The sequence below is a fragment of the Leptolyngbya sp. CCNP1308 genome (assembly GCF_034932455.1).
Taxonomy (GTDB): domain Bacteria; phylum Cyanobacteriota; class Cyanobacteriia; order Phormidesmidales; family Phormidesmidaceae; genus Nodosilinea.
On sequence record NZ_JAYGIH010000073.1, the window covers coordinates 100,893 to 124,004 of the forward strand.

The window sequence follows — 23,112 nt, forward strand, 5'->3', positions numbered from 1 at the left end:
GTTTGGGTTGGGTTCTTAACCTAAGTCGGGGGGGCGACAGCTTGGTATTCTAGAATGCAGACGGGTAAGGAGTTTCTGGGTAACTGGGATATTCTTAGCTCGCGATCGGCCTGTTTAGATAGTTTGTTTCTCCCTTGGCTATGGCCCCACCTGAGCGCAAGTCCATTCTGCTGTCCTTTGAAAAGCCCCTGGTTGAACTAGAGGCCCGCATTACCCAAATTCGCGAACTGGCGGAAGAAAACGATGTAGATGTGTCGGCCCAGCTACGGCAGCTAGAGGCCCGAGCCACCCACCTGCGCCAGGAAATTTTTTCTAACCTCACCCCGGCCCAGCGGCTTCAGGTGGCCCGTCACCCCCGCCGCCCCAGCACCCTCGACTACATTCAGGCGATTACCGACGACTGGCTGGAGCTACACGGCGATCGCGGCTCGGGCAAAGATGACCCTGCCCTGGTGGGGGGCGTAGCCCGGCTCGACGGTCGCCCCGTGGTGATTTTGGGCCATCAGAAGGGGCGCGACACCAAAGACAATGTCGTTCGCAACTTTGGGATGGCCTCGCCCGGCGGCTATCGCAAGGCCATGCGGCTGATGCGCCACGCCGATCGCTTCTCAATGCCAATCATTACCTTTATTGATACCCCTGGAGCCTATCCCGGCTATGAGGCCGAAGAGATGGGCCAGGGCGAGGCGATCGCCTACAACCTGCGAGAAATGTTCGGCCTCACGGTGCCAATTGTCTGCACGATCATTGGCGAGGGCGGCTCAGGCGGTGCCCTGGGGATTGGCGTGGGCGATCGCCTGATGATGTTTGAGCACTCTGTCTACACCGTGGCCAGCCCCGAAGCCTGCGCCGCCATTCTATGGAAGGACGCGGGCCGCGCTGGCGAGGCAGCCGAAGCCCTCAAAATTACCTCTTGGGATCTCAAACAGCTGGGCATCTTAGATGAGCTGCTGCCAGAACCCGTAGGCGGTGCCCATGCCAACCCCATTCAGGCCGCAGAGATGCTTAAGCAGGCCCTGGTAGAGCAGATCACCGAGCTGTCTCAGCTGGCACCTGCGGCGCTACAGCAGCTGCGCTATCAGAAGTATCGCCGGATTGGGGTCTTTGCCGAGGCGGCTTAGGGCACTTAGGCCAAGGCACCCAACAGTTGCCGATCTGCTCCACCAAATCGCTGCTCCATTTCTCAAGCCCTGTTTCCCCAGGAAGGAGTTAATGCCCTGTTCATATTCGCAGCCAAGGTCAGCGCTAGGGTAGATAAAGACTGAGCCACTTGCTGACGATGTCTGCGCTCATAAACTGTTTACATTTGTTAACATAGGGAAAGTGCCTAACCCACGGGCGCTTCCCCGGGGGCAGTATGCCTTGGTTCTCTGGCGATCCTGGGTGTTAGCTGTCCTGAGTTCTTTGTCGATTGGTACTTTCCCTTGCAGAATCCTGTCTCTTCTGACCTGCCGCGCCGCGCCCTGGTCACTGGCGCTAGCCGTGGCCTTGGTAGCGCGATCGCCCATGCCCTAGCCCAGGCTGGGTACGATGTCGCCTTGGTAGCTCGATCCTTAGACACCCTCAAGCCTATACAGGAAAAGTTGACCGCCTACGGCATTGAGGCCAAAGCCTATGCCGTCGACTTAGCCGAAATGGAGGGCTTGCAGCATCGACTAGCGGCGGTGCTGGCCGACTTTGGCCCCCTCAGCGTGGTGGTTAACAACGCTGGCATGGGCTACACCGGCCCGCTAGCGACCATGCCCCTCGGCGACTGGCAGCGGGTGATGGACTTAAACGTCACTAGTGTTTTCCAGTGTACTCAGGCGGTGGTGCCTGTGCTGCGGCAGGGTGGCGGCGGCACCATTGTCAATATCGCCTCCATTGCGGCTAAGTCAGCTTTTCCCGACTGGGGGGCTTATACCGTTAGCAAAGCCGCCATCGTGGCTCTGTCGCGGGTGCTAGCCGCCGAAGAGCGGGCCCACGGCATTCGCGTGGTGACGGTGTCTCCCGGCTCAGTCAACACTCCCCTTTGGGATACCGACACGGTGCAGGCCAATTTCGATCGCTCCGCCATGCTGACCCCGGAGATTGTGGCGCAGACCGTTCTGCACACCATCCTCCTGCCCCCCGAGGCCGTGATTGAAGACCTCACCCTGATGCCTGCGGGCGGTGCCCTGTAGCTAGTTTTTTACCCAGTTGCGCCCTGGCCAACTCAGCGAGTGGCCCTAATTTTGTTGAACCTCTAGAGTGTTTAGAAACCCTATGACTATCGCACCCTCAAACAGCCTTAACGACAAAGTCAACAACGGCGCTAGCCTCAAGGGCAAGCCCCCTGAAATTCGGCCCGATCGCACCCACAGCTACCGAGAAGAGGCCGATCAGTATCCCATTCCTGAAACCAGCCAAGAAGACATGAGCGACGCCGTGCGCACCATGCTGCTGTCGGTGGGCGAAGACCCCGAGCGGGAGGGGCTACTCAAGACCCCTAAGCGCGTGGCCGAGGCCATGAGGTTTCTCACCAGCGGCTACCAGCAGTCGTTAGAAGAGTTGGTCAACGGGGCCATCTTTGACGAAGGCCACAATGAAATGGTGCTGGTGCGCGACATTAACCTGTTTAGCCTCTGCGAACACCACATGCTGCCGTTTATGGGCCGCGCCCACGTGGCCTACATTCCCAACCAGCGGGTGGTGGGGCTGAGCAAGCTGGCCCGGATTGTGGAAATGTATTCTCGCCGCCTTCAGGTACAAGAGCGCCTCAACCGCCAGATTGCCGAAGCGGTGCAGGAAATTCTGGATCCTAAGGGCGTAGCAGTGGTAGTGGAAGCCAGCCACATGTGCATGGTCATGCGCGGCGTGCAAAAGCCTGGCTCCTGGACGGTGACCAGCGCCATGCTGGGTGTCTTTCAGGAAGATTCGAAGACCCGCGAAGAGTTTCTCAGCCTGATTCGCCACCAGCCGTCGTTCTTCTAGACTGACCCCTATAGTTATAGGCTGAGACATTTCTCAAAAAAACGCTCAAACGTTTGCACGTTTGAGCGTTTTTTGATGGCTAATTTTGTTTAGAGCGCCCTGCCAGGTAGCCCCAGGCGTAGGCGGCATCGCCCATGCTCTGCATGACCGTGAACTCATTGATGTTGGGCACGTAAAAAATGTCAAAGTAGGTCTCCACCGAAGGCCACTGGCGAGCCGGAGGAACCGCCACCGAGTCGAGCACATCAAAGAACCATTCGGAACCGTAAAATTCGTTGTCAATGGGGCCATAGAGGGTCAGACCCGGCAGCACATCGCCGGTAATGCGCTGGTCGATCACCAGGGGGTTTTGGGGCGATTTATGGCCCAGGCCGGTGGTGTAGGTCATGTTGTCGGGGTTGGCTCCGGCGGAGAATTGGCAGGCCAGCAGGGCGGCGTCAAGATAGCGATCGCCACCAGTCAGCGCGTGAGCCCGCAGCAGCGTCCGGGCCTTGGGTGCCCCAAGCCCATCACCCCAGCCCACGGGGGTTGAGGGGTGTACCTTAGTCCAGCCAAAGGCGGTGGTCTGCCCAGTTTCCACGGCGGCGTCGGCCTCGGCAAGCAGCGTGGCCCGCAGCTCGGCCTGGAGCGCCCCATCGACCTGGTCAGCGGGTAGGCGGCTGTAGAGAAAGGCGATTTCTCGCTGGGGGCCAGCAATCCGATAGTCATCGCGGGCCTCGGCGGGAATGGCCGATCGCGCCTCTACAAAGCGCTCGTGCCAGGGGCGATCGCCCGTCAGGTGATAAAGCTCTAGGGCCGCCAGGGCGCGATCGGCCTCAATGCGATGGCGAGGCCACTCCTGGGCCTCAATGCCATCCTGATAGCGGGCTTCGGCCCAGGCCATGGCGGCTAGGGCACTGTCGCGGTAGCCCTGGGCCTGGTCAGCGGCATAGGTACCCATCAGCCGGGCCGTGCGAGCCGCCACCCCGGCGTAGACGTAGCTGCTCCAGGGGTCGGGGGCGTAGGCCATAATCGGCAGGGTTTCTTGCCAGCTGGTTTCGCCCCGCTTGGGGTGCTCTGCCGACTCAATGCCGCCGCGCACACCGCCCTCAGAGGTTTGCAGACGGCGAAAGAAATCGACGCCCCACAGGGCTTCGTCTAGCAGATCGGGGCGATCGTTGGCCGATTCGGGAATATTGAGCGCCAGATTTTCCATTGGTTCGGGAAACAGCTCGATCAGTTCGAGCAGCCAGCGAGCCACATCCAGATGTTGAATGCGGCGATCCCAGTCGCCGGCATCAAAGTAGCCGCCCCAGGCGTTGGCCACCACCGCATCGGTCTTGCCCGCGACCAGGTTGGCAAAGTTGCCCTCGTCAGTCCCCTGGGCGTCAAGGCCATTGCCCGTATCCATCAGGCCGGTGGTGGAGTGGTACACCGTGATCCCGTCGTCAGGGTGGAAGGGCCGGGGGCGGACAATATCGGTATAGGGCGGTTTTAGGGCGATGCCGCTGCGCTGGTGATAGAACCCCCGCGCTGCCAAAGAAAAAGCCTGCTGCCAGGCGTCCTCAGCCACCGCAAAGGAGGTCGAGCAGCCGACGGTGTCTACACAGAGGCGGTACTGCCCCGGCTGGGTAAGTGCGCTAAAGTCGAGCTGGTCAACGTCGGTGAGGGTGTAGGTGCGATCGCGAGCATCTTCAGCCGTCCCATCTCGGTAGCGACGGCTGGCCCGCCCGGTGAACACGCTCCGCCCTGTAGCCTCGTCAATTACCTGGAACGACAACCCCTCGGGATAGCTCAGCCCACCGCCGGTTCCCATCCAGGTGGATAAAAACCCTACCTTGACCGGGTCATCGGGGCGAAATCCCACCGCCGAGACGTGAACGGCTTCACTCATTTCACGGTCAGGCTGGTAGGCCAGCGTGAGCGGCGGCAGATCTTGCCCCGTCAATTGAATTTGGTAGGTTTGCCCCGGCGTTAGGGGCTTGGGCAACCGCAGATAGAACCGATGCTCCATGGCCCAGCGGCGATCGCCCCGACTGACCTGGGCCGTATCCACCGGCTTGCTTTTGCGATGCACCTCCGTCGGCGTCACGGACTGCCGGTAGCTGGAGTCGCCCGACGACTGAATGCGATAGCTGCGAGGCTGGCTGGCGCGATTGGCATCAAACGGCTCCTCACTGTAGCGATCGAACCCGTAGAGCACCGACTGCTCAGAACCCACCAAGGTGCCGAGAACCTGCCCTCGACGCGACACCCAGGTGTCGTTACCCGAAGTTTCTAGCTGGTCTTGCGGTTGGGAACGGTAGGGTTCTTGGCGAGCGTGGGTGACGGTGCCCTGGCGCAGAAAGACCACTATGACCTCGGGGCTGACCACAGCTACCGTCATAGCGGGCTGTGCCGAATTAGCGTTAGACAGCCGCACGGTACCCGCCGTGCAGGCCATCAAAAATGCCAGCAGCCCAAGCAAAAACGCAGTCCGGCGGGGCCAGCGACGTACAGTGGCAAACAACATTCTCAGCAACTCTCCTGGGCAATTGACCTGAGGTTACGGGGCCGACAATTCTCACTACGCCCTGCCCAAACCCTAGGGCCATAGTACAAACTGCACCAGTGGGTGTGGGGTATCCTGCCCAAGCTGTGCCAAAGTTTTACTCCAGCTAAACAATTGGGCCGTTGCTTCATTAAAAGTGAGCTAATATCTAAGCCGATTCAGCCTTTTCTTCTGAACGGTCGCGGCTCGCGGGCTAGGGCATAGCGCTTAGCCGATGGGCGGCGATCGCCAGGCCCCGGCTGAGTTATGCAGAATCCTGTGGTGTGTGGGGAGATCGGCCCGATTGCGGCTAAGGCAGCTTTTTACTGGGGTGGTTGGAGTGGCTGGGGTGTGCCTATTTGGCAGCCTACCGGCCAAAGCCAGCGCACGGCTGCAAGCCTGGGAATTTGATACCGGCCAAAATCGCCTGGTGTTTACCACCGAAAGCGGGGTAGAGCCCCAGGTCAGCTGGCTCAGCGATCCGCAGCGATTGGTTATCGACCTGCCCGGCATTTTGACGGAAGAAGCCCTGGGCGATCGGTTTGCCGGCGGTGCGGTCGCGGCGGTGCGCATTACCCAGGCCGACGCCCAAACCACCCGTATGGTGCTAGAGATCAACCCCAGCTACAGCCTCGACCCCAAGCAGGTCAAGGTGTGGGGTCTCACGAACCAGCAGTGGGTGGTTCAGCTGCCCGGCTCAACGCCTACGGTCGCCCCTGGTGACGGTCTATCTATTCCAGATTTTTCTAAAGCAGCTCGGCCACGCCCTTTGACAGCGGCTGGGGCCGATCCGCTGCCGCCGTTGATCAGCCGTAACCAGGTCAACACCGTCGCCGTTAGGGCAACGGCCACCGTATTGCGCGGTGTTCAAACCACCGCAGAGGGGTTTTTTATTCCCACCGTAGGGGCAGCGCCTCAAGTGCATGTGTATCGCACCCGCGACGCTAACCAGGCGCGGCAGATCGTCATTGACCTGCTAGACGCCGCCATTGCCCCAGGGCTGACCCCCGAGGCGCTGCCCCAGGGCCGCTACGGTATTCACCGCTGGAGTGTCAATCAGTTTGCCACGGCCCCCCCGGCCATTCGACTCACCCTCACCCTCGATGGATTTAGCCCCGACTGGCAAATTACACCCCTGGCCAGCGGTGGTATTTGGGTCACCCCCATTGGTGTTGCCCCCAGCCAAATTGCGGCCCCACCCACCACAGTGGTGCTGCCTGTCTTGAATCCAGCCGCCGCCGCACCGCCCCCTGTCGCCCAGGCCCGCCCGCCCGCAGCGGCTGTGCCAGCGCCCGCCGCCGTGGCGACACCCACCCCCAGCCCCGCCATTCGCGGGCAGGTGTTGGTCATGCTCGACCCTGGCCATGGTGGCGTTGACCCTGGGGCCGTGGGCATTGGCGGCCTGCAAGAAAAAGGAGTGGTGCTGGCGGTGGCTCAGCACACGGCAGCAGCCCTACAGGCCCAGGGCATTGCGGTACAAATGACCCGCCAGAGCGATCAAACCGTCGATTTGCAGCCCCGGGCCGATATGGCCACAGCGGCTCGGGCCACGGTATTTGTCAGCATCCACGCCAACGCGGTGAACATGCAGCGCCCGGAGGTCAACGGGCTAGAGACCTACTACTATTCTGAGACTGGGCAGGTGCTGGCAGCCGCCCTCCAGCGTCAGGTGCTGAGCACGATGGCGATGAACGATCGCGGCGTGCGCCAGGCCCGATTTTTGGTGCTGCGCCGCACCGCCATGCCCGCCGCCCTGATCGAAATTGGCTTTGTGACCGGAGCGATCGATTCCCCCAAACTGAGCGATCCACGCTGGCAGGCGCAGATGGGGCAGTCCATTGCCCAGGGAATCATCAATTATCTAAGCGGGCGACCCTAAGGTTGGGGCCGGTGCAATTTTGGATTTTGGATTGGCGATTTTGGTAGGTATACCTTTGCTGAGCATCAGTAGGTTTAGCGCTGTTTTTAGCCCGTCCTAGCCAAAGTGCCGATGGCGATGGCTGTAGCTAGATTTAGCCATGAATCAATGCCCGTCCAAAATCCAAAATCCAAAATTGACATCAGGCTCGTTTGGCGATCGCTGCCGGGAAATTGACGATGATCACGTTGGTATCCCAGTTGGCACGGGTGATGGCTTCGGGCTCGCGGCCCAGGGCAGGCTGGCCCACGGAGTAGGTGCTGGCAATGAGAATTAGCAGCGTGTTGGGCTGAATGACCTCGGATACCCGCCTGACGGTCTTGCCCTGCATTGGCTCCACAGCGACCTCGGCCTCCTGTAGCAGGGTGGTGAGCTGGCGATCGCGCACCGAACCAATGGTCATCTGAATCACCTGGAGGGGGGATTTAAGTTCCTCCGCCAGGCATTGGGCGATGGCCAGAGTGCTTTTGACGTGGCCCAGTGCCTGCCCGCCGGTAATGGCAAACAGCACCTTTTCAGTGTTTTTAATGGGCTGCGGAAAGCGGCTGATCAGCACGGGGATGGTGGCCGATCGCACAATGGTATCGATCACGCTGCCAAAGAAATTTTCCTGATAGGTCGAAAACCCCTTCCAGCCGCAGATCAGCAGATCGGCCTGGCGTTCCTGCATGGTGCGCAACACCCCCCAGGCAATGGAGTCATCAATGCGGCCAATGGTCTCTACCGGAATACTGGCCGAGTGGGCAATGGTCTCAGCGGTTTCCAGCAGGCGGTTCTGGCGAACTTTTTCGGCCTCGGCAATGGGCTGGTTGCGATCGGGCAGCACGTGCAGGGGCAGCAGGGTACCGCCGCTGCGCTGGGTCAAAATGATGGCGAGCTGTAGCAGGTTGTCTTCGGTGTTGGGGTTGGCCACCGGAATTAGCACCCGCTTACCCAGAGCCGGGAGCGCGGCCTGCGGATCATCCTCAGCGATCGCAGTCACCTCTGTAGCCACTTCGCTTTGCAGCTGTGCCCCCCCGCGGGCGACTACCCAGGGCGACAGCACGCAGCTGACCAAAATCATGGCGATAATGGCATTTACCACCAGTTCATCTACCAGGCCAATATCAAAGGCAATGGTAATGGCCGCCAGGGTAGAAGCCGCCTGGGCCATCGACAGGCCAAACATCACCATGGTGCTAGGCATTTTCCACTTAAACCAGCGGGCCGACGCCCAGGCCGCCAGAAATTTGCTGGCCAGTTCAACCAGCACAATGATCACGGCGATCAGTAATCCCTGGGGTTCTCGCACCAGAATCAGTGGATCGACCAGCATACCCACCGAAATCAAGAAGATCGGCACGAATAGCGTGTTGCCAATGAACTGCACCCGGTTCATCAGCGGGCTGAGGCGAGGAATGATTTGGGTAATGGCCACCCCGGCCAAAAACGCCCCCACAATCGGCTCAATCTCAATCAGACTGGCCAGATACGACGCCACAAACAGCGTCGCTAGCACGAAGGTAAACTCAGCCCCTTCGTCATGGCCAAACTTCTTAAAAAACCAGCGGCCCAGCTTGGGCACCCCCCATAGCACCGCAAAGGTGTAGATCGTCAGGGCCGGAATCAAAAATAGCCAGAAGCCTAGGGTCAGATCGCCCTGATCGGCCTTGACCACCACCGCCAGCACTAGCAGGGCCAGCACGTTGGTAATCAGCGTGCCCCCCAGGGTGGCAATCGACGCAGGATGGCGCATAATGCCCAGCTTGGTCAGCACCGGCAGCGCCACCAAGGTATGGGAGGCCAGGCAAGAGGCCACCAGCACCGATGCCCAAAAGCCATAGCCCAGCGCCAGCATAGCCCCAGTGCCCATCAGCATTGGCACCACAAAGGTAGCCAGGCCAAAGATAATCGGCTTATCGGCGTCTTTTTTAAGGTCATCGAGGCTGGTTTCTAGCCCGCCCAAAAACATCAGAAACAGAAGCCCTACGGTGCCCAGCAGCACGATGGTAGGGTCGCGACCTAAAATGCCGAGGCCGTAAGGGCCTACCACCACCCCCGCCAAAATCAGACCAATGATGCCCGGTAGGCGCAGCCGCTCAACCAGCAGCGGTGCCACCAGCATGATGGCCAAAATGGTGAGAAAGATGGCCACCGGGTCAGTAATTGGCTCTTGCAGGAGCTGCCCCAGCGGTAGGGGCATGACCCCAGCCAGGGTCTCTGAACCGGCGATCGCCGCCGCATATTTTGGCCCGAGGTAGGTCATGGTCTATCGGTAATGGGGCAGCAGAGCAACGAGTTAACCTACAGCATCAGCCCTCAGCTATATCCCTCAATCTGCCCGGGGGCATAGATAGGGCCAGAGCCAAGACCAGTGATAAAATCCTTATCTTTGAACGCTAGGATTCGACCATTAGGATAACCCCTGCGTCAGCTTATCCCACGGATTGTTGCCTATTATCCCTTCCCCTAGCCTGTCCAGGAAAAAGCCCATGGCCACCGCCCCGCGCTTCCGGAACGGATACTCATTCCGAGTCGGTTCCCGAACGCTCTGCGAATCGCTTGATCACCACAGCCGCAATGTCTATTGCCTGATTGTGCTGATGCTAACCCTGAGCTGCCTGGGGTTTTTCGTTGAGCGACGCAACGAGGCGGCCCGCCTGGCCCAGGCCCAGGGGCTGCTGTCTACCAGCACCGCCCCGCTTGGGTTGTCTGGAGGGCGGGCTCGCGGCGGTGACTTTGGCAGCCCCTCGGGCAGCGGCTCTGCCGGGGGCGGTTTTTCTGGCGGCAGTGGATCGCTGCCTCCTATGGGTGGCCCGAGCTATGGTGGCCCGAGCTATGGTGGCCCGAGCTATGGCGGTGGCTACCCCTCCTACCCCCGCACCGGCCCGGTGATTGTGCCGGTGCCTGGCGGCTACGTAGGCGGCTATCCGGGGGGGTATGTGGGCGGCTACCCCGGCGGCGGCACCATGATTGGGGGCGATGTTGGCCTATTATTTTTGCTGGTGGTGCTGGGCTTCACGGTGCTGCCGCTGATCACAAATTTGATGCGGTTGGGGGGCGATCGCCCTGACAGAAGCGTCCGAGGGGTGGGCGGCAATGAGCTAACCAACGATGTTGTCACCGTGACCCAGCTTCAGGTGGCGCTGCTCTCCCAGGCTCGCGATCTTCAGAGCGATCTAGAGACCATCGCCGCCCGCAGCGATATTGATACCAAGCCAGGGCTAAACCGGTTGCTGCAAGAGACGGTGCTGGCGCTGCTGCGATCGCCCGAATACTGGTCCCACGCTAAAGCTAGCTCCCAAACTGTGCACTCCCGCGCCCAGGCCTCCCAGATCTTTGAGCAGATCTCCGTCACCGAGCGCAGCAAGTTCAGCCGCGAAACCCTGGTAAACGTGGACGGTCAGGTCAGCCGCCAAACCTATGCGCCCAAGGCCGATGCCGACCCCTCCGCCTACATTGTGGTGACGCTGATTGTAGGTACCGCCGATGATCAACCCATTGTTACTCAGCCGATCAATTCTGCCAGCGACCTCCAGGCGGCGCTGCGGCGACTCGGCGGCGTCACTCCCGACTATTTGCTGGTCTACGAACTGCTCTGGGCACCGCAAGCGGCCAGCGACAGCCTCAGCTACGACCAATTGCTCGCCGCCTACCCCGACCTCACCCAAATCAGCTAACCGGAGCTTCAGCTAATTCGGCCCTGGTTGAATCAGCCGACACAGATTCCAGCAGCCCTAGCAGCTCACGCTCAAAGGCCACCTGAGCGCGATTCGTTCTGCCGCCCACGTACACCGTGCCCTCCTGCGCCAGTGCCCACACCTGGGAGTGCGACACATAGCTCATGATCACCCCCAGCATCAGCAAGCCAAACCCTCCGTACACCAAAGGAATACCCGGATCAGCCTTAATTTGCAGGCCCGTGCTGCCCACCACATCCACCAGCGAGAGCCTAACGCCATTCACCTCCGCTGCCATGCCCTTACGAACCGTAGAAATGAGCTGGCCAGCATTGTCATAGATCAGCACAGACCCCTGAAGGTCACTGGCCAGCAGGGTCACACCTTCGCTCATGTCGGGTTTGGTCGGTAGCCAGGTGCCCCAAAAGCGCGGGCCATCGTTCTCAAGCTGCTGCATCGGCAGCTGTAGCACAGGGCTGTTGTTGAGCTTCACCTGCACCGCCGCTACGCCCCAGTCGGCCTGATACAGGGTCACGCCCCGGTGGCGCAGGGGCTGGTTGACAAAGATGGTCTTGCGATCGATTTCATCCCCTGCCCGATCTAGCACCGATAGATCGGAGTAGAACTGATCGATATTGCCCTCGGGGGTGTAGTCAATCCAAAAGCGGTTTACCCGCACCGACCAGTCTTTAGGAATTTGAGCCTCAGCCCAGGGGCCAGCATCAAAAATATTGCGAATTTGAAAGGTCTCGCCGCTGGGCACAATCTCCTGGGCAAAAAAGCCGGTCATGGCCCCCAGAATAGCCCCTGCCAAAATCAGCAGCATGCTGGCGTGCACCACAATTGGGCCAATGCGGCCCACAATGCCCTTGCGTCCGTAGAGCTGATTGCCCTCCTGAAACACCCGATAACGCTTTTGGCTCAATCCATTTGCGAGGGAAGCTAGATCGGTTTCAGACAGCTCAGCACTCAGAGCCAGCTTTTGAAACTGGCGGGGCTGGGTATAGTACTTCCACTTTTGAGCCGCCCCCAGCGCGGGGAACTGGCGGGTAAAGGTGCAGGCGGTCAGGCTAGCCCCAAACACGATCAGCAGCGCTAAGAACCACCAGGTGCGGTAGACGTGATCTAGCCCAATGATCAGAATCACCTTCCAACTCAGAAACCCGAACAGCGCCGGATCGGCAGGATAGTTGGTCTGGTAAAACTCTAGGGTCTGGCCCTGCTCAATGACCGTACCGCTGATGCTAAAGGCCGCGATCGCCAGGAGCAGCACAATCGCCAGTCGCAAATCTGCCAGCAGCGGCAGCAGATCTTGCCGAAAATAGTCGCGCATCCCGTCCCAGGGAGTCGGCTGGGGAGCTTCAGACGGAGCCATAATATCCTTCGAAACGGGTAGGACACAGTTTTTAGAACCATTACACCAGACTGACTGGCAGCAGCCGAGACAGCAGCGAAAACACCCCGAACCCCAGCAGCAGAGCGCCGCTGGCTGGAGTCACCCAACTCGACCACTGACGCAAATCTAGCAGTCGCTTTAGAGAAGCGGTAAAGGTACCGGCCAGCACCAGCGGCGTTACGTAGCCCACGGCATAGGCCAGCAGCAGCGCACCACCCAGCACCGGATCCTTTGTAGTTGAGATCCAGGCTAGCAGGGTGGCCAGCACTGGCGTGCTACAGGGCGACGCCACGATGCCAAAGGTCAACCCCAGAGCATAGGCCCGTAGCCAGGGCGGTAGGTTCAAATTTTCAAAGGTGGGACCAACCCCAACGGGCAGGCTCAAGGGAACAATTCCCAATAAATTCAGCCCCATGACGATCGCCACCAGGCTCACCGCGATCGGTAAGCCCCAGGCTACCTGGCCGTAGACGTAGCCAAAGAGACCGGCGATCAGGCCCAGCAGGGCCAGGGTAGTGGCTAAACCGAGGGCAAAGGAGAGCGATCGCACCACCGCACCACCCCGAGGCCCCTCTTCATAGCCACCCATGTAGCCCACCATAATTGGCAGCATCGACAGCAGACAGGGCGACAGACTGGTCAACAGCCCCGCCAGCCCCACCACCGAAAGACTTACCCAAGACACCTGAGTGAGCTGATCATTGACCAACTGGTTAGCCCACTGGGCAACTTCGTACAAATAAAGCTGAAGGCTCTCGAACATGGGCGCAGGGATGAGATGCAAAGACCCTTCCCATTGTAACAATCCTGCAACCCGCTCTCAGATTTCTGCCTCAAGAAAGGGCATTGCCGCCATCCAACACTCGCAACGTCAATGGCTCCTGATGGCCAGCTCGAGACCGTCGCCGCCGCAAAGGTACAGGCTCATCCAGATTGATTTCTCGAGCGGCCCGCACCAAAAGTGCTGCCGTCGCCAAACTAGCCACCATTGAGCTACCCCCATAGCTCAACAGCGGAAAGGGCAGCCCTGTCGTCGGTAGAAGTCCTGTGGCCACCCCCATATTCAGCAACGCCTGGCCAACAAGTAGCACCATCGCCCCCACCGCCACCAGGCGGTATAGAGGCTGCTTCAGGCGCAATGCCACTAGCAGGGCTAAAGAAGCATAGATCCCCAAAACCGTCAGCAATACTAGGCAACCCGCGAAACCAAACTCCTCAGCAAACACCGCAAAGATAAAGTCGGTGTACTGAATGGGTAGCGAGTAAAGCTTTTGCTCAGACAGCCCAAAACCCTGGCCCCAAAACCCTCCCGAACCAATGGCCAGCAAACTCTGCACCAGCTGATATCCCTGATCGCCGGGGTCAGCCCAGGGATCCAAGAACGAGACAATGCGTTGGCGTTGATAGGTCTTAAGGCTGACGCTAACTGTCGCAGCCAACAGGCCTCCCCCAGCGGTTAGCAATAGATATAGATAGGGCAACCCCGCCGCTAAAGCGATCAGCCAAAGCGTTAGGCCACACACGGCCGCCGTACTCAAGTTGGGCTGCAGCAAAATCAGCCCCAAAATAGCGACAAAAATGCCTAGCCAGGTAAACCGCGTTTGCCAGGTAAGCTGCGGCCATCGCCCAAATAGCCGCGCTCCCTGTAACACCAGGCAAGGCTTGATCAGCTCCGAAGGCTGAATCATAAACGGCCCCAACGGCAACCAGCGGGTGGCCCCATTTACCGTCACCCCCAAAGACGGCACCAGCGTTAGACTGACCAGCCCAACCAGCACTAGCAGCACAATGCCCGATCCCTGAATGAGCCGATCCAAAGAGGTGTGAACAATGCGATTAAAAACCACCAGACCAATGACAACCCACAGCAGCTGCACCACAACGTAATGCAATCCATAACCGTGCTCAGCCACCGCCACCGAATAGGAAGCCGAAAACAACACCAGCAGACCGGCCCCCAGCCAAACAAAGGTCAGCCACCGCAGCCACCGCGCTTCCGCTGACCACTGGCTCACCGTGGGGTCAATCCATGGAACCAATCGAGCAATATTCACCTAGTTACCCCACGCGCCCGAGGGCTAATCTTTCAAGGGCCAAGTATAGCGGAGGGGGTCAAAAGTCGCTCACGATTCTGAGCATATTTTCGCAGATTGAGAGCCTAACCCGAAGCTGCGAAAATACGCCTAAAGACACAACGGCAGGGCCAGCCCGTAGGCTAACCCTGCACGTCTCGCGGCATTAAAGCAGTAAAAATTCTTATCGAATCATCCTGTAAAACAGGTGGATTAAAGCAGGCCAGTGTTGGAACCCTGCCGACCCGTAGCCAGCTCAACCTTGACGATTTTGCCGCCCATTTTTTGAATGCGCTGCTGCTCTTTGAACCAGTTATCGTAGGGCACCAGCTTGGTGAAAAAAGTATTTTGCAGCTCCCGCTGGGTGCGAATCCTGGTTTGACTAGGAACACAAGCGGTGATCTTAAACATGCGCATGGCCGAAAACTCTCCTGCTATCTCACGGGACAGACATAAACGCTGAAAAGCCAGAGTCGAAAGCCAATGCTATGGACAGCAGGAAGACAGTACAGCACAACCCAGTGTCCTCAACACTCGCCCCTGACTCTGGCCTAGGTTCGCTCTGGCCTGTGGCCAAAGCGCAATGGCTGAGCCTGGACTAGCTCAAGCCAGAGGAGATGTAGTCAAAGTAAACGCCCATTTCCTTACCAGCATCAGCACCCACCAGGCTAGCGGTCACTTCTTTCATGGCTTGGATGGCGTTAACAGTAGCGCCGATGGGTACACCCAGGGAGTTGTAGGTTTCCTTGAGGCCATTCAGCACGCGCTCATCCAGGATGGAGGGATCCCCAGCCAGCATGGCGTAGGTGGCATAGCGCAGGTAGTAGTCGAGGTCGCGAATGCAGGCGGCATAGCGACGGGTGGTGTACATGTTGCCACCGGGACGGGTGATATCGGAGTACAGCAGGGACTTGGCCACAGCCTCTTTCACGATTTCAGCAGCGTTGGCGCTGATGGTGCTAGCGGCACGAACGCGCAGCTCACCAGTTTGAAAGTAAGCTTTGAGCTTATCGAGAGCGGAACCGTCCAGGTACTTGCCCTGCACATCGGAGGAGTTGATAACGGAGGTAATTGCGTCTTGCATTGGTGAAGCTTCCTTAGAACTGACGTAATCTCAACAACGAATCGACGGAGTAGCGCAGCTGCGACTACTGCATAGCGCCGACAACATAGTCGAAGTAGGATGCGGCTTCAGCAGCATCTTCACTGGACAGCAGCCCGGTTGCGACAGCCTTCATGGAGCGCACAGACTCAGCCACAGCGGGGATGGGGGTGCCCAGGGAGTTGTACATTTCGCGCACGCCCACCAGACCGATTTCTTCGATGGGGGTGACATCACCAGCGACCACACCATAGGTGATGAGACGCAGGTAGTAGTCCATGTCGCGCAGGCAGGTAGCGGTCATTTCTTCACCGTAGGCATTGCCACCGGGAGAAACAACGTCAGGGCGCTTCTGGAACAGCTGGTTGCCAGCTTCCTTGACGATGCGCTCGCGGGATTCGGTTAGCACCTGAGCAATCCGCAGACGGCGCTCACCAGAGGTAACAAAGCCCTTGATGCGATCCAACTCACCGGGGCTGAGGTAACGAGCCTCAGCATCGGCATTCACGATTGACTTCGTGACAATACTCATTGATGGATTCCTCCGAAAAATATGACCAGATAGTATGAAACTGGCATTTAATGGTGCAGGGCCAGAACTAAATCTATAAAGAGTCTCAGATCTGGCGGCCTTCCCGATTAATTGTCCGGTATTGCGTAAGCCTTCTTCAAAGCAGCGAAATATTTTGTAACAGTTTTCCTCAGTTTCTCTAAGGGCCGATGGCAACAACAGTTTAGAGGCTCAGAAAAACTCCTAAAGCCTCTAAAAGCTACAAACCGAGTGCAGTTTAGAACTCGGTTTTAATATTACGCAACAAAGTCAGATCACAATACAGCTAAGACAATGTCTTGCCCTAAGAACTAGCTAGACAGCATATTTCTATGTTCATTGATGGGGATGGACTGAACCCTATCCCCATCAATGAACAAAACCAGTCTAGACGCGACGGTAGGGTACGCCCTGCTCGCCGAAGTAACGCAGGTACTCGGCAGAGTTGAGCATTGCTGCGGCGACGGCCATAGTGCCTTGATTAGAGGCGATCGCCTCGTACTCGGCACAGTCTTCCAGGCTTCGCCCTAACAGCTGACGACCCATGATGGCAATTAGCTTGGGTACCGGGTAAGCCATGACAAACCGCGCCTGGTAAGCAGGGGATTGCACTAGCTGGCGAATAAATTCGCGCAGGGTCATGCGATCGCCCTTCACCAAAACCTCAGCCTCAGTCAGCCGCCATTCCGACGGAATATCTCCCTCGGGTAACACCATTACCTGGCGATAGACGGCAGTAAGCACCTGATCTACCTGTTCCAGGCTGGCACCGGGCTGACGCCGATAGAACCGGGTCATAGGAGCAACGACAACTGCTTCAGCATCTACCGAGGAGCGACCTACGGTCGCGGCCAGCTCAGCGGCGGTCGCCGCCTGGGCGGCGACCGCATCGGCCATCAGGGGCATATCCGACACGTTAACGGTGGTCGTGGCGCTCACAAAACTAGGCACGATGAGCTCGCGATTTTGCTTAGTGAGCCGGTTGTAGAGCTTCTCAGTATTCGGGAAGTTAGCCGCAGGCAAAGTGGGATAGCGGCGATAGGGCACCGTATCTTCCCCAAAGCTTTCGGCATACTCAGGGGTATTGAGCATCGCTTGAATGAATCCGCGAATGCCCTCACTCGCCAAAACCTGGTTGTACTTACGAATCTCCGCCTGATCCAGCGGGGCCCGGCCCAAGAAGTGCTTGGTGCCAAACTCAATCACCTGAGTGTTGGGGTAAGGCGCGTAGAACTCCTTGATGTATAAAGTCGAGGTGCCTAGACCCGCAATAAACTCCTTCAGGTTGATTTCACCGTTGCCCAGCTTACTTTCCAGAGCGGTGAACTCGCTCTTAACGATGTAAGGCGCGATATCTCGCTCGAAGATTTGCCGATAGGCGGCAGCAGTAACAAGCTTGAGGTTGGGCTTGTCGGCCAGAGACGTCAGCTTAAACACCTTGGTCTGCTGCCGCTGGCGATTAACGCCCTGGGTCACCCGGCGCTGCACCTCGGGGATGGCACGATCTTCAGTGACTGTGCCCAGTTCCACAAAGCGGGGAATGCTGGTATCGGCCACAGGCACCATACCTTTCTCAGCCAGAGAACCGGCCCGCATGCTGCGTAGAGCCAAACCCTTGGGAGTCAGGTAGCGTTCGTAGGGTACGGTATCTTCCCCAAAGGCTTCGGCATACTCTTGGCTGTCGATAATCGAGTCAACCAGAGCATAGAAGCCTTTCTTGGCACAGATGTCGAAGTAGGCGTTGGTTTCCTTACGGCCATAGGTGGGCCGCCCCAGCAGGCGACGGTGAATATACTCCACCGCCTTCATCACGTACAGCGATGACCAATAGGTCTTACGGAAGGATTCAGATTTGGCGATCGCCCGAATAAACTCCTTCATCGTAATCTCGCCGTTTTCCAGCTTGATTTCGGCTACGTTAGAGCGCTGCCCCGAGTACACTTCACGGCCAAACACCTGACGGTAGGCGGCGCTAATCACCGTTTGGGTCGAGCTCTCGGAATAGCGAACGCTAGCCTTGGTGTTGCCGGTTCTGGGAATTTGATCCAGCTTGAACACCTTGGCCCCGAGAGAACCAGGGTTTTCGGGTCGGGCCGCAGGATTGCTCAACTGGTTGTTGATACCCGGGCCACGGTGGATCAAAATGCGGCGAGTATCTTTGTTAAAGAAGGCCGGAGTCGCACTGACATTGCGGGTCTCTTTCGGAAAGATGGCCCCAAACTGAATTTCCAGCGGATCGTTGCCAGAACCGTAGGGGTGCTGATCGGGCAGAGGCTGCTCGTAAGCCGCAAACAGCGTAATAAACTGCGGCTTCTTGCGGAAGGGGGCACTGTAGTTAAACAGCTCAAACTGAGGCCCCCAGTTGCGGCATTCCTGGGCTTCCTGGCCCAGGCCGCGCAGGTAAGGAACGGTTTCCTCGCCAAAGTAGTCGGAGTACTCTTTGGAGTCCACCAGGGCGTCAATTAGAGCTGACAGACCACCGCTAGACACAATGGAGAAGTAGTCACGTACCTCTTCACGGGAGCTGGGTGCCCGACCTAGAACGTGGCGGAAAGCCAGTTCCAGAGCACGGCTGTTGATGTAAGGAGTAAAGAAGTTCTTGCGGTACAGCGGCGACTTGGCCAGGCGACGCACAAACTCCTTCATGGAGATTTCGCCGTTCTTTACCTTTGACTCTAGGTCAGAGACTGACAGCGAGTAGGCGCGGGTGATATCGCGCTCAAAGACCTGACGGTAGGCGGCCTTCACTACATCATTTTTTTCTACCGCCGACAAGCCCGGCTTCATGGCGTATTTGGGTCGACGCTCAGCGGCGTTGAAATAGATCTGGGGCAGCTGTAGCCCCTGCAGATCGCTGGAAGGACGCTGGCGCACCTTATTTGACGGGGTTGGCGCTTTAAACTCGCTCAGCAGTACACCAAAATACTGCTCCACAATGGCTTGGGCTTCGGCGTCACCGTTGAGGTAGCGCAGAGACCCTGCCTTCATAGTCTGAATGGCGACGATCGTTGCCGCCGAAGAGCAGGCGGTCTCAATGATTTCGCGCAGACCGCGCACGTTGACCGAAATGATGTTGGGGTCGCCCGCCACAATGGCGTAGGTCACGTAGCGCAGGAACCAGCTCATGTCACGCAGAGATTTCTGCATGTTGCCGGGGCCGTAGCGAGACACGCTAATGGGGCGAAACCCAGCAGGCACAGGCCCAGTGGGGGTAGAGCTGAACAGGTTTTGAAATAACCCACCGCTGCTGCTCTCGATGAAGGTGGAGGTGCCCAGCCGGGAAGCCTCTGTTTCATCTAAGACGGTGCCAGCGCGAGTTTTTTCAACGGGCGATTCACTATCAACCCGCTCCAGGTAGGCCAGAGGAGACCCTCCAGTAAAGATGCGGTTGGCCGCCTGGGAGACAATCAACTCGGAGTAACGGGTCAGGGTTTCGGCAATCTGAACCCGCTTAAGACCAGAACCAAAAAAGCCCGATAGCTCTTCTAGCTCTCCCCGGCCCATGTAGCGGTCTTGCTGCTCGGCCTGGGAAATCGTGGCCACCGGCAGAGTTTGGTAGAGCTGGGGCCGCGCCGGTGCACTTCCACCACTTGCTTTAACACTCATGCGTTTTCAAAGGCTCCCTATGCGGACAATGACGGCATCAAAAAAGAATCTATCAATCGGTTTTAGTAGGGTGTAGGACTCCGCAACGCTCAGAAACTCTCCCTGAACTAGCGCAAAATCACTGAACCCATTTGAAGGTAAAGCGTTGTTAACCTCACCTGCCACGCACTCAAGCAGGGCACCGAATGCGGTATCTATGGATGGCGGGCTGTTCGCTGACCTGGAATCAGATTAAACCGTTTCAGGACAGCAACACAGATTATTAAAAACTGTGTAACATCCAACCTGGCAAATGCCTGTGGTCATCATAGAGGATGACCACTACACCCCTGAGAAGGCGGATAAGTTTTGTAACGTTTCGTGATAAAGCTGAGTGCTCTGAAGCCCTAAAGTCTCTCCTAGAGCGGGCTAGCTCAGTAGGTCGACGGTAACGAACACTCGCAGCCTCACCTATTGAGAAACGAGGAAAGGCAAGTTTCCCCTCAATCACTGTTACCAAAGCGCTGATTCTCTAAATATCCAAATTGATCACGTGAGTGAATTGACAGATTAGCTATGGACGATTCGACAAAAACCCAGGTGGTTAGCGATGCCGTCGCCAGCCTGTACAACACCTATCCTTTTCCTCCAGAGCCTATTTTGGATGAAGCCCCACCGGGGTACAACTGGCGCTGGTACTGGCCCACGGTGCATAGCTTCTGCACGGGGGCAGCCCCATCCCGCAGCCAGGTGCGGGTACTAGATGCGGGGTGCGGCACTGGGGTGAGTACTGAATACATTAGCCACCTCAATCCGGAAGCTGAGGTGCTAGGGATTGATCTGAGCGAGCGGGCGATCGCTACGGCCACCCAGCGTTGCCAATCTTCTGGGGCTACCAACGTTCGATTTCGCCAGCTCAGCATCTACGACGTCGAGCAAATCGAAGGTGAGTTCGACTGGATCAACTGCGTCGGCGTCATCCACCACATGCCCGATCCATTGCGGGGACTCCAAGCCTTAGCCACCAAGCTCGCTCCCGGCGGCTTTATTCATCTATTTGTCTACGCCGCCATCGGTCGGGCAGAAATTTCGCTGATGCAGCGGGCGATCGCCCTCGTCCAGGGCAGCCAGCGCGGCGACTACCGCGACGGCGTGCAGGTGGGGCGGCAGATCTTCGCCAGCCTGCCCGAGGGAAATCGGCTGAAGCAGCGAGAGCGCGATCGCTGGGCCATGGAAAACCACCGGGACGAATGCTTTGCCGATATGTATGTCCACCCCCAGGAAGTGGATTACACCTTAGATAGTCTATTTGAGCTGATCGACGCCTCGGGTTTAGAGTTCATCGGCTTCTCCAACCCCCAGGTGTGGCGGCTCGATCGCCTGCTGGCCTCAGACCCAGCGCTGCTCGATCGCGCTAAGCAACTACCCGAGAAAGACCAGTACCGCCTAGTAGAACTACTGGATCCCGAGATCACTCACTTCGAGTGGTTCCTAGCCCGCCCCCCCTATCCAAAATTCAGCTGGGAGCAGGATGCCGAGCTGCTGTCCGCCATTCCCACGCGCAACCCTTGTATGGAGGGCTGGCCTAGCCAGAGCATCTTCGACCATAACTATCAGATCATTTCTCTAGACAAGACAGAGTTTGAGTTTTTACAGGCCTGCGATGCTCACAACGGACCAAACTCCGAACAGTCCCAGGCCAGTGTGGCTGACCTACTGGCCCAAGGCGGGGCAAGCCTTGAGTTAGTGCGGCAAATGCAGCAGCGGCAGCTCATTTTGCTGGAACTACCCCAGCAGGTTTGACCAAGATAGGCTGAGGAAAGTGGATTTACTTTTGAGAAGCGTCTATTAAGTATTATTGCCGTGATATGATCGTCTACGGCCTGTTCAAACAGGCGAAACCCTTTAACGGCTAAGGATTAGGCGCTTTCGTGGCCCCATTGCCCTCCGAACCCACTAACCCTGTCGATCAAGTTGAGGCAGAAGTAGACCTCGGTCAAACCGAAGGTCAAAATCTCCCTCCGGCTTCGACGACAGCGATGGAAGAGTACTATCAGCTTCAGCAAAATCTGTTGCTGACCACCCTGGCATTCACTGGAGTGATCTTTTTTAGCGTCTGGTTAGCCTACTCTCTACCAATTGCTCTGAATTATTTAATAGGAGCGTGCGGCGGTGTGGTTTACTTGAGGATGTTGGCAAAAAGCGTGGCCAACATTGGGCGTGGAAGCTCAAGGCTAGGCAGCGGCCGACTGGCCCTAGTGGTCGGGTTAGTTCTAGTGGCTACTGAGTGGCAGCAGCTTGAAGTCGTACCCGTTTTTCTCGGGTTCTTGACCTATAAGGGGGCGTTAATTGCTTACACCCTCTGGACTGCGGTGCTGCCAAAATCGCCATCAGGGTCTTCCCAGGCACCTGGCTGACCTAGATCGGTGGTTCCCAAGCATAGCATGCTTTTTCCTGGCAGGTCTTAAGGAGAAGTCGATTTAAGAGATGGCGCTCAATATGCTAATGATTCATCCCTTAGTCCTGGCAAAACTAGAGGTTGGCCAGCATTTGTACTGGCAGCTCGGTGGCCTTAAACTCCACGGCCAGGTCTTTTTGACCTCCTGGTTTGTCATCGGCGTTCTGCTGCTGGTCTCGTTCTTGGCCACCCGCAATATTCAGCGGGTACCCTCTGGCCTCCAGAACTTTATGGAATACGCCCTAGAGTTTATCCGCGACCTAGCCAAAAACCAGATTGGTGAAAAAGAGTACCGGCCCTGGGTTCCCTTTGTGGGTACGCTGTTCCTGTTTATCTTTGTCTCTAACTGGTCTGGGGCACTGATTCCTTGGAAGTTAATTCATCTGCCGTCGGGTGAGTTGGCCGCTCCAACTAATGACATCAACACCACCGTCGCCCTGGCGCTGTTGACGTCTTTAGCTTATTTTTATGCTGGGTTTAGCAATCGCGGGCTGGGGTACTTTGCCAAGTACATCGAACCCACTCCCATTCTGCTGCCCATCAACATTTTGGAAGATTTCACCAAGCCTCTCTCCCTAAGTTTCCGTCTGTTTGGAAACATCCTGGCCGATGAGCTGGTGGTCGCTGTGCTGGTATTGCTGGTGCCTCTCTTCGTGCCGCTGCCGGTTATGGTCTTGGGTTTGTTTACCAGCGCCATTCAGGCGCTGATCTTTGCAACCTTAGCAGCGGCCTACATCGGCGAGGCGATCGAGGGGCATGGTGGTGAAGAGCATGGATGACTCCCAGGGATTTCCTCTCGGGGCCATTCAGTTTGATATTGGCTGGTGGGGCAGGTGCTGCCAGCCGACGTGGCCTTAGGGCCGCACCCAGAAACGCCAGTCGCGCGTTGTCTACGACCTGATTAACGAGTT

The 23,112-nt window shown here is 57.8% G+C and carries 16 protein-coding genes; 7 read left to right on the plus strand and 9 right to left on the minus strand.

What is annotated here, in order from left to right; genetic code table 11:
• The first annotated feature begins 140 nt into the window (after nucleotides 1-140).
• The 3 genes from accA to folE all read left to right on the plus strand — a co-directional run bounded on the left by accA (nucleotide 141) and on the right by folE (nucleotide 2,952).
• Entirely contained in the window at nucleotides 141-1,121 is a 981-nt protein-coding gene (gene accA / locus VB780_RS17175; RefSeq protein ID WP_323352398.1) for an acetyl-CoA carboxylase carboxyl transferase subunit alpha, read from the plus strand.
• A gap of 303 nt (nucleotides 1,122-1,424) precedes the next feature.
• Nucleotides 1,425-2,162 carry an SDR family oxidoreductase gene (locus tag VB780_RS17180; protein WP_323352399.1) on the plus strand — a complete coding sequence of 246 codons (738 nt, stop codon included), beginning with the start codon at nucleotides 1,425-1,427 and terminating at the stop codon, nucleotides 2,160-2,162.
• Nucleotides 2,163-2,244: 82 nt separating this feature from the next.
• A complete protein-coding gene (folE, locus tag VB780_RS17185) occupies nucleotides 2,245-2,952 on the plus strand; it encodes a GTP cyclohydrolase I FolE (RefSeq protein ID WP_323352400.1) in 708 nt (235 codons plus the stop codon).
• A 79-nt stretch (nucleotides 2,953-3,031) separates the two neighbouring features.
• On the opposite strand, the gene VB780_RS17190 is transcribed toward folE, so the two are convergent.
• Nucleotides 3,032-5,443, minus strand: a complete 2,412-nt coding sequence (locus VB780_RS17190; RefSeq protein ID WP_323352401.1) for a glycoside hydrolase family 9 protein — start codon at nucleotides 5,441-5,443, stop codon at nucleotides 3,032-3,034.
• Between the two features lie 349 nt (nucleotides 5,444-5,792).
• Between VB780_RS17190 and VB780_RS17195 the strand changes: the two genes are divergently transcribed.
• Entirely contained in the window at nucleotides 5,793-7,340 is a 1,548-nt protein-coding gene (locus VB780_RS17195) for an N-acetylmuramoyl-L-alanine amidase (protein WP_323352402.1), read from the plus strand.
• 181 nt (nucleotides 7,341-7,521) lie between these two features.
• Here VB780_RS17195 and VB780_RS17200 read toward each other — a convergent pair whose 3' ends face one another.
• Nucleotides 7,522-9,624, minus strand: coding sequence for a cation:proton antiporter (locus VB780_RS17200; protein WP_323352403.1), 2,103 nt, complete (start codon nucleotides 9,622-9,624; stop codon nucleotides 7,522-7,524).
• Nucleotides 9,625-9,850: 226 nt separating this feature from the next.
• Between VB780_RS17200 and VB780_RS17205 the strand changes: the two genes are divergently transcribed.
• Complete coding sequence (locus tag VB780_RS17205) at nucleotides 9,851-11,038, plus strand: DUF1517 domain-containing protein (RefSeq protein WP_323352404.1); 1,188 nt, start codon at nucleotides 9,851-9,853, stop codon at nucleotides 11,036-11,038.
• On the opposite strand, the gene VB780_RS17210 is transcribed toward VB780_RS17205, so the two are convergent.
• The 7 genes from VB780_RS17210 to VB780_RS17240 all read right to left on the minus strand — a co-directional run bounded on the left by VB780_RS17210 (nucleotide 11,031) and on the right by VB780_RS17240 (nucleotide 19,764).
• Nucleotides 11,031-12,413 carry a cytochrome c biogenesis protein gene (locus VB780_RS17210; protein ID WP_323352405.1) on the minus strand — a complete coding sequence of 461 codons (1,383 nt, stop codon included), beginning with the start codon at nucleotides 12,411-12,413 and terminating at the stop codon, nucleotides 11,031-11,033. The two genes, VB780_RS17205 and VB780_RS17210, sit on opposite strands and share 8 nt — an antisense overlap.
• A 40-nt stretch (nucleotides 12,414-12,453) precedes the next feature.
• Nucleotides 12,454-13,197 carry a cytochrome c biogenesis protein CcdA gene (locus VB780_RS17215; RefSeq protein WP_323352406.1) on the minus strand — a complete coding sequence of 248 codons (744 nt, stop codon included), beginning with the start codon at nucleotides 13,195-13,197 and terminating at the stop codon, nucleotides 12,454-12,456.
• A gap of 70 nt (nucleotides 13,198-13,267) precedes the next feature.
• Nucleotides 13,268-14,488: an FtsW/RodA/SpoVE family cell cycle protein gene (locus VB780_RS17220; protein ID WP_323352407.1), complete on the minus strand. Its 1,221-nt coding sequence runs from the start codon at nucleotides 14,486-14,488 to the stop codon at nucleotides 13,268-13,270.
• 231 nt (nucleotides 14,489-14,719) lie between these two features.
• Nucleotides 14,720-14,923 carry a phycobilisome linker polypeptide gene (locus VB780_RS17225; protein WP_194021637.1) on the minus strand — a complete coding sequence of 68 codons (204 nt, stop codon included), beginning with the start codon at nucleotides 14,921-14,923 and terminating at the stop codon, nucleotides 14,720-14,722.
• Between the two features lie 181 nt (nucleotides 14,924-15,104).
• Nucleotides 15,105-15,590 (minus strand): allophycocyanin subunit beta, encoded by a 486-nt coding sequence (apcB, locus tag VB780_RS17230; protein ID WP_323352408.1) that lies wholly within the window; start codon nucleotides 15,588-15,590, stop codon nucleotides 15,105-15,107.
• A 64-nt stretch (nucleotides 15,591-15,654) separates the two neighbouring features.
• Nucleotides 15,655-16,140 (minus strand): allophycocyanin subunit alpha, encoded by a 486-nt coding sequence (gene apcA / locus VB780_RS17235; protein ID WP_190754630.1) that lies wholly within the window; start codon nucleotides 16,138-16,140, stop codon nucleotides 15,655-15,657.
• Between the two features lie 405 nt (nucleotides 16,141-16,545).
• Entirely contained in the window at nucleotides 16,546-19,764 is a 3,219-nt protein-coding gene (locus VB780_RS17240) for a phycobilisome rod-core linker polypeptide (RefSeq protein WP_323352409.1), read from the minus strand.
• A gap of 555 nt (nucleotides 19,765-20,319) precedes the next feature.
• On the opposite strand from VB780_RS17240, the gene VB780_RS17245 reads away from it, so the two are divergent.
• Both VB780_RS17245 and atpB read left to right on the plus strand, forming a co-directional pair.
• Nucleotides 20,320-21,546 carry a class I SAM-dependent methyltransferase gene (locus VB780_RS17245; protein ID WP_323352410.1) on the plus strand — a complete coding sequence of 409 codons (1,227 nt, stop codon included), beginning with the start codon at nucleotides 20,320-20,322 and terminating at the stop codon, nucleotides 21,544-21,546.
• A 684-nt stretch (nucleotides 21,547-22,230) separates the two neighbouring features.
• A complete protein-coding gene (gene atpB, locus VB780_RS17250) occupies nucleotides 22,231-22,980 on the plus strand; it encodes a F0F1 ATP synthase subunit A (RefSeq protein ID WP_323352411.1) in 750 nt (249 codons plus the stop codon).
• The last annotated feature ends 132 nt before the right edge of the window (nucleotides 22,981-23,112 follow it).

Coding starts and splice junctions, on each gene's coding strand:
- VB780_RS17190 (WP_323352401.1), bottom strand. CDS start 5,443: ATGTTGTTTGCCACTGTACGTCGCTGGCCCCGCCGGACTGCGTTTTTG.
- VB780_RS17205 (WP_323352404.1), top strand. CDS start 9,851: ATGGCCACCGCCCCGCGCTTCCGGAACGGATACTCATTCCGAGTCGGT.
- apcA (WP_190754630.1), bottom strand. CDS start 16,140: ATGAGTATTGTCACGAAGTCAATCGTGAATGCCGATGCTGAGGCTCGT.
- accA (WP_323352398.1), top strand. CDS start 141: ATGGCCCCACCTGAGCGCAAGTCCATTCTGCTGTCCTTTGAAAAGCCC.
- VB780_RS17240 (WP_323352409.1), bottom strand. CDS start 19,764: ATGAGTGTTAAAGCAAGTGGTGGAAGTGCACCGGCGCGGCCCCAGCTC.
- VB780_RS17225 (WP_194021637.1), bottom strand. CDS start 14,923: ATGCGCATGTTTAAGATCACCGCTTGTGTTCCTAGTCAAACCAGGATT.
- VB780_RS17210 (WP_323352405.1), bottom strand. CDS start 12,413: ATGGCTCCGTCTGAAGCTCCCCAGCCGACTCCCTGGGACGGGATGCGC.
- atpB (WP_323352411.1), top strand. CDS start 22,231: ATGGCGCTCAATATGCTAATGATTCATCCCTTAGTCCTGGCAAAACTA.
- VB780_RS17215 (WP_323352406.1), bottom strand. CDS start 13,197: ATGTTCGAGAGCCTTCAGCTTTATTTGTACGAAGTTGCCCAGTGGGCT.
- apcB (WP_323352408.1), bottom strand. CDS start 15,590: ATGCAAGACGCAATTACCTCCGTTATCAACTCCTCCGATGTGCAGGGC.
- folE (WP_323352400.1), top strand. CDS start 2,245: ATGACTATCGCACCCTCAAACAGCCTTAACGACAAAGTCAACAACGGC.
- VB780_RS17245 (WP_323352410.1), top strand. CDS start 20,320: ATGGACGATTCGACAAAAACCCAGGTGGTTAGCGATGCCGTCGCCAGC.
- VB780_RS17200 (WP_323352403.1), bottom strand. CDS start 9,624: ATGACCTACCTCGGGCCAAAATATGCGGCGGCGATCGCCGGTTCAGAG.